General features: G+C 64.1%; 5 protein-coding genes and 1 pseudogene. All 6 read right to left on the bottom strand.

All coding sequences use genetic code 11. From position 1 onward, the window contains the following. Positions 1–1,715: lipid A export permease/ATP-binding protein MsbA (gene msbA / locus PF446_RS08400; RefSeq protein WP_298070985.1), on the bottom strand; the 1,715-nt coding region annotated here is incomplete at its 3' end. Next, a complete protein-coding gene (locus PF446_RS08395) occupies positions 1,712–2,143 on the bottom strand; it encodes a biopolymer transporter ExbD (RefSeq protein ID WP_298070984.1) in 432 nt (143 codons plus the stop codon). The genes msbA and PF446_RS08395, both read right to left, overlap by 4 nt. A 9-nt stretch (positions 2,144–2,152) precedes the next feature. After that, positions 2,153–2,833: a MotA/TolQ/ExbB proton channel family protein gene (locus PF446_RS08390; RefSeq protein ID WP_298070983.1), complete on the bottom strand. Its 681-nt coding sequence runs from the start codon at positions 2,831–2,833 to the stop codon at positions 2,153–2,155. A gap of 94 nt (positions 2,834–2,927) precedes the next feature. Continuing rightward, complete coding sequence (locus PF446_RS08385) at positions 2,928–5,273, bottom strand: DNA internalization-related competence protein ComEC/Rec2 (RefSeq protein ID WP_298070982.1); 2,346 nt, start codon at positions 5,271–5,273, stop codon at positions 2,928–2,930. 70 nt (positions 5,274–5,343) lie between these two features. Further along, a complete protein-coding gene (gene lolD / locus PF446_RS08380) occupies positions 5,344–6,075 on the bottom strand; it encodes a lipoprotein-releasing ABC transporter ATP-binding protein LolD (RefSeq protein WP_298070981.1) in 732 nt (243 codons plus the stop codon). Further along, positions 6,068–6,217 (bottom strand): annotated as a pseudogene (locus PF446_RS08375) (lipoprotein-releasing system transmembrane subunit LolC); the annotation flags it as partial. The pseudogene PF446_RS08375 and the gene lolD, both read right to left, overlap by 8 nt.

Below are 6,217 nucleotides of genomic sequence, written 5' to 3'. Positions count from 1 at the left end.
TTTTGAAGCAACTGCTTATGCGTGCCCAGCTCCACGATGCGCCCCTGGTCCAGCACCGCGATCTGGTCGGCATGCTCGACAGTGGAAAGGCGATGCGCGATGACCAGCGTGGTGCGGTCGCGCATCAGCCGGGACAGGGCCTGCTGGATCAGTCGTTCGGACTCGGTATCGAGCGCCGAAGTCGCCTCGTCCAGCACCAGAATCGGTGCATTCTTGAGCACTGCCCTGGCGATCGCGATGCGCTGACGCTGACCGCCCGACAACATGTTGCCACCCTGGCCGATCTGCGCATGCAGGCCGCCAGAAAGATCGCGGATGAACTCCATGGCATTGGCAGCCTCGGCCGCGGCAACGATCTCGTCCTCGTCGACCCCGGCCAGTTCGCCATAAGCGATGTTGTTGGCCACCGTATCGTTGAACAGCACCACACTCTGTCCGACCCAGGCCATTTGTCGCCGCAACGAGTGCAACGTGTAGTCGCTCAGGACATGCCCATCCAGTTCGATATGTCCGCTGCTGGGCTCATAGAATCGGGGCAAGAGGCTGACCAACGTGCTCTTGCCGCTGCCGGAACGACCGACAAGCGCGGTTACGGTCCCCGGTTTGCACTCCAGGCTGATGCCGCGCAGTGCCGGAATCCGCGCACCGGGATAGCTCATGTGCAGGTCGCGCAGGACAAGGTTGCCCTGACAGCGATCCAGCTCCAGCACGCCACTGTCGTTCTCGGGCGGAGTGTCCATGACAGCGAAAAGCTCCTCGGCCGCAGCCACGCCCCGCTGGATGGCCGCTTGCACGCCGGTCAGGCGTTTCAGTGAGGGCAGGATCGCGCCCATGGCGAGGATCAGGGTGGTGAACGAGCCCGCTGTAAGCGTGCCGATCACTGCTGGCTGCGTCGCCATGAAAACAATGAGCGCCAGCGACATGGCAGCCACAGTCTGTACGGTCGCCGAAGAGAGGGAGCTGGTGATGGCCACCTTTAGATTGAGTCGGCGCGCAGTCTGGGTCACGTCCTCGAAGCGGTTGCGTTCCCGGGTCTGTCCGCCGTAGATCTTCACCTCGCGCTGGCCATTGACGACCTCGTCCACACTGCCGGTCACCGCACCCATGATGTTCTGCACCCGTCGGCTGATACGGCGGTAACGACGGCTGATGACGGTCACGACCAGCGACACCACCGGCACCAGCACGAACAGCGCAAGCGTAAGGTAGGCGCTGGTGTACAGCATCAGTCCGACCATGCCGATCACCATCAAGCCGTCGGTGACGGCAACCTTGACGGCCTGCGTGCAGGCATTGGACACCTGCTCAGAGGTGTAGGTGATGCGCGCGATCTGGTGGCCGGAGGATTCGCTGCCGAAGAACGTTGATGTCATGCGCAGGTAGGCATCGAAGATGTCCATGCGTATCTGTTGCACTATATTCAGGCCGATGACCGAGGTGCCGTAGTTCTCCATGAACGCACCGATGCCGCGCATGGTGAAAATGCCCACGATCCAGATCGGCATCCAGAAGATTGTGAACGGGTCCCTGTTCGTGAACAGCTTGTCCAGCATCGGCTTGATGAGGCTGGTGAACAATGTCAGCGAGCCTGAATCCACCGCCATGCCGATGATGGCAAGCGCACCAACGAACCAGTGCCTGCGCGTGTAGCCAAGCAGGCGCTTGTAGGTTTCCCAACTGGTGGCCGAGGCAGGCTTGGCGGTCTGGGTATTCAAGGTTGATTGGTGCCCTGATCCGGAGTCGTGGCGATGGACAGGCGTGTAAAGCCGAGCTGGCCCAGCGCATCCATCGCGGTGACAACAGACTGATGTGGGGTCATCGCATCAGCGCGCAAGGTGACCGCCTGGTCACGCTTGTCGCCGGCTGCTGCGGCAATAGCCTGCTTGAGCGCGTCGACGCCGGCACCGGCCACCTGGGTGTTGCCAATGTAAAACCGCCCCTGACGGTCGATCACCACCACCAGCGATTGTGCCTGGTTGACGGTCGGGGATGGGCTGGCCTTGGGCAACGTCACCTGCATGCGTGAATGGCGTACGAAGGTCGTGGTCAGCACAAAGAACATGAGCAATGTCAGCAGAACGTCGATCAGCGGTACCACGCTGATCTCGAACTCATCCTGTCGACGGTCGTTGGCAATGCGCACGCGTCCTCCTCAGCGCGGAGCGCGCGCGGACATGGGCGCCGCCGGCGGACTGGCCACGGGCGGTCGCGGGGAAACGGGCGGTCGCGCAGAGGTCGTGGTCAGTGTATCGAGCAATGCAGCGGCCTGGCGCTCCATCTCCACGCAATAGCCGTTCACCCGGCCACGGAAGTAGCGATGCAGCACATAGGCCGGTATCGCCACGATCAGGCCCGATGCAGTGCAGATCAGCGCTTCGCCGATACCGCCGGCCATCTTCATGGGATCCCCAACGCCACTGGCCATGACCGCCAGGAACATCCGGATCAACCCGATCACGGTCCCCAGCAGACCCAGCAGCGGGCCGATCAGTGCGATTGTGCCCAGCGAGTTGAGGAACCGCTCCATGCGGTGCACGACATGACGGCCGGCATCTTCCAGACGCTCCTTGATGATGGCGCGCGACTGGTTGCGTACGGCCAGAGCCGCGGCCAGCAGTTCGCCCAGCGGGGAGTTTTCCGAAAGGGTCTTCAGGTGTCGCGCATCGAGGGTGCGCGACTGCGCCCACTTGCGCACCTCGTCCCCCAGTCCCGGCGGCATCACGCTATCGCGACGCAGGGACCAGAAGCGTTCCATGGTGATCGCCAGCGCGATCGCTGAACAGACAAGTATGGGCAGCATGCCCCAGCCACCGGCTATTACAATCTCGAGCACGAGTTCGTTCTCCGAACCTTGGGTCAGTGACCGCGCATGATACCAGTGACGGCGTCCGGACCTGTGAAGCGTTTCCAGACCCGCGAACCGGTACTCATTCGCGCCAGTATCTGCGGGCGTCTCGTCTCCATCGCGCCGTGACTTTCGGCGGCTCGTGTGCGCGGAAATCCACCACCAGCGCCCCTTCAACCGCGGTATTGAGAACCGGCACGCCAGCACGGGCATAGCGCAGAAGAACCGGTTTGCGCGGATGTCCGAATCGATTGTGCCAACCCGCCGAAACGATGGCCAGCACGGGATGCAGCGCGCGGATGAATGCCTGCGACGAAGACGTATTGCTTCCATGGTGCGGAACCGTGATGACCAACGGCGATCCATGTCCTACCGCAGCGGCGACCGCGGGCTCCACGCGATGCGTGATGTCTCCCGTAAGCAGCAGCCGGCCGCCGGTTCCCTGTACCATCAGGACACAGGAACGGTCGTTGCGGTGAAGCAGTCCCCGGGCGCCTTTCTGTGGATGGAGGACGCGCATGTGCACGCCATCCCAGGTCCAGGACTGTCCGACGTGGCATGCAGGCATCGGCACCGGCATGCGCCGCGGCTCGCCGCTCAAACGTCGGGCCCCGGGATAGGCGGAAGCCACGGCCCGGGCGCCACCGGCATGATCGTTGTCGCCGTGGCTGATCATGAGCATGTTCACGGGGCCCTGCCCCCGGCTGCGTATGGAAGGAAGCACCACGGCATCGCCGAAGTTGAACCCCGAGGGAAAACGCGCGCCGGTGTCATACACCAGCAGGTGGTGGCGAGTACGCACTGTCACGGCCAGCCCCTGCCCCACGTCCAGCACTGTGGCCCGAAAAGCACCATCGCGAGGTGCCGTGCTCATCGGCCACAACACCGGCAGCCAGAGCAACAGGCCCAGCCAGCGGCCGGGCAGCCCGCGCGGCAGGAAAAGCCACAGCGCTCCCAGAAAGGCCAGAATCAGCGCCGGCCATGAAACCGCCTGCAGATACCAATGCGCGCCCGGCCATTGCGCGACCATCCCCAGCCCCTTCCACAACAACCCCATGACCCTGGCTGCCATCCGCCAGACAACCTCCGCCGCGAACGGCGAAAGCGGCAGGCAGATCACGCCAAGCAAGGTCATCGGCACCACAATCAGGCTGACCACCGGGATGGCGACGAAATTGGCGAGCAATCCCCAGGGCGCACCCTGGCCAAAAAACCATGCAGTCAGGGGAAGCAGGGCCACGGTCATCAGCAACTGTGCCTGCCCGCCCCCTTTCAATCGAGCCCTCCAGCCTTTGCCCCGGGGGGCCTCGACCATAAACACCAGCAGTCCCACCGCCGTGAAGGACAACCAGAACCCCGGCGACAACACCGAAAGCGGATCGACCAGAACAATCGCCGTCAGGGCCAGCGACAGCGCCCTCCCCGGATGCACGTGACGCCGGCTGATGCGTGCCAGTGCCAGCACAACGATCATCAGCAAGGCACGCAACGTAGGCAGTCCCAGCCCCGCAAGCAAGGCATAACCGGAGGCAAGGACCAGGGCCATGATCGCCTGCCCGACGCGTCGTGGCAGGCGTCGTCCCAACCCTGGCCAAAGCCACCACATCGCACTGGCCAGCCCTGCACCGAGCAGGGCTGCCACGCCAATGTGAAACCCCGAGATCGCCAGCAGATGCGAAACACCGGTGGCACGGGCAAGGCGCCAGTCGGCGGCTGTCAGTGCACGTTTGTCGCCAACCGCCAGTGCACGAAGCAAAGGGCCACCCGGCAGCGTTCCGACCGCGTGCGCAATGGCATGAGCAATGCGGTCTCGCAACCCCGCAACGCAAAGGTTTCGAGCACCGAGACGATGATTCGGCCCTTGCTTGCGCACATAGCCCACCGCAGACACACGGGCCACCAGCGCATGGCGTTCACTGTCATAGGCGCCCGGATCCATGACGCCGCGTGGGCGGTGCAGCCTGACGCGTAGACGCCATTGGGAACAGGGCCTTGCCGCGATGTGCGGGGGGCGGTACCAGGTCAGTCGAATGCGGCCATGCAGATCGACGGGCTTTCCTTGATGATCGACATGCTGCACGCGCAGCACAAACTGCGTGGCAGCAGCGCGCGCCCGTGGCAGGCCTTCGATCACGCCGGTCACGTCGAAATCGGCATGCTCCAGGGCGCGGGGCAGGCGCTGGTGCAGCACCACGCCGGCACGGTATGCGCACCAGACGAAGGCCAGCAGGACAACAGCAAGTCTACGCACATGCGGCCAACGCCAGGCTGCCAGCAGGGCTGCGGCAGCCAATCCGGCCAGGACCGGAACCGGAGGCAAGGCCGGCAGCACTTGCACCGCAGCCGCTCCCAGCAGCAACGCCAGGCTGGCCGGCAATGACAGGCGCAGCCAACCGGATGTGCTCAGCGCTCGCCTTGGGGCATGCATCAGTCCTCCCTGGACGCTTCTCCGGCTGCCGCTCCTGGCAACCGGTCATGACGGCGGCTCGAGACTCTCTTCAGGCGCCCTGTTCGGCCATCGGATGCAGCCGCCCGCCGGACAGCTCCATCACCCGGTCCATGCGCATGGCCAGACGACGGTCGTGGGTGACCAGCACGAAACTGGTGCCGATCTCGCGATTGAGCTCCAGCATCAGGTCATAGACCTGGGCGGCGTTGTGCTCGTCAAGGTTGCCGGTCGGCTCATCACCGAGGATGCACGCCGGCCGGGTGACCAATGCACGCGCCACCGCACAGCGTTGACGTTCGCCGCCGGACAGTTCACCGGGCTTGTGTTCGATGCGCTGCGACAGGCCGACCCGGTCCAGCAGGTAGGCCGCCTGTTCGCGGGCCTGCAAAATCCGGGTGCCGCGAATCAGCAACGGCATGCATACATTTTCCAGCGCAGTGAATTCGGGCAGCAGGTGATGGAACTGGTAGATGAAACCCAGCGAGCGGTTGCGCAGGTTCCCGCGTTCGGTGTCGGAAAGGCTCGACATCTTCCGGCCTTCGATCTCGACCTCGCCGGAGGTCAGGGTATCCAGGCCTCCTACAATGTGCAGCAACGTGCTCTTGCCTGCGCCGGAGGTCCCGACGATCGCCACGGTCTCGCCGCGCCGCACCTCGAAATTGACATCCTCCAGCACCTCGGCCCGCAGCTTGCCCTCCTGGAAGATCTTGGCGACATGCCGCGCGGCCACCACGATGGCGTTTCCGGTTGCCTTGCTCGCGTCGGATTTTGGCTCACTCATATCGCAAGGCCTGCGCGGGTTGGGTCTTGGATGCTCGCCAGGCCGGGTAAAGCGTGGCCAGCAGCGACATCACGAACGCAATGGTGGTCACCCAGCCTACGTCGCTCCACTGCAGCCGGCTGGGCAATTCGCTGATGTAGTA

This window comes from Oleiagrimonas sp., assembly GCF_027858935.1.
Classification (GTDB): Bacteria; Pseudomonadota; Gammaproteobacteria; order Xanthomonadales; family Rhodanobacteraceae; genus Oleiagrimonas.
This window is presented reverse-complemented; position numbering and strand designations above follow the sequence as displayed.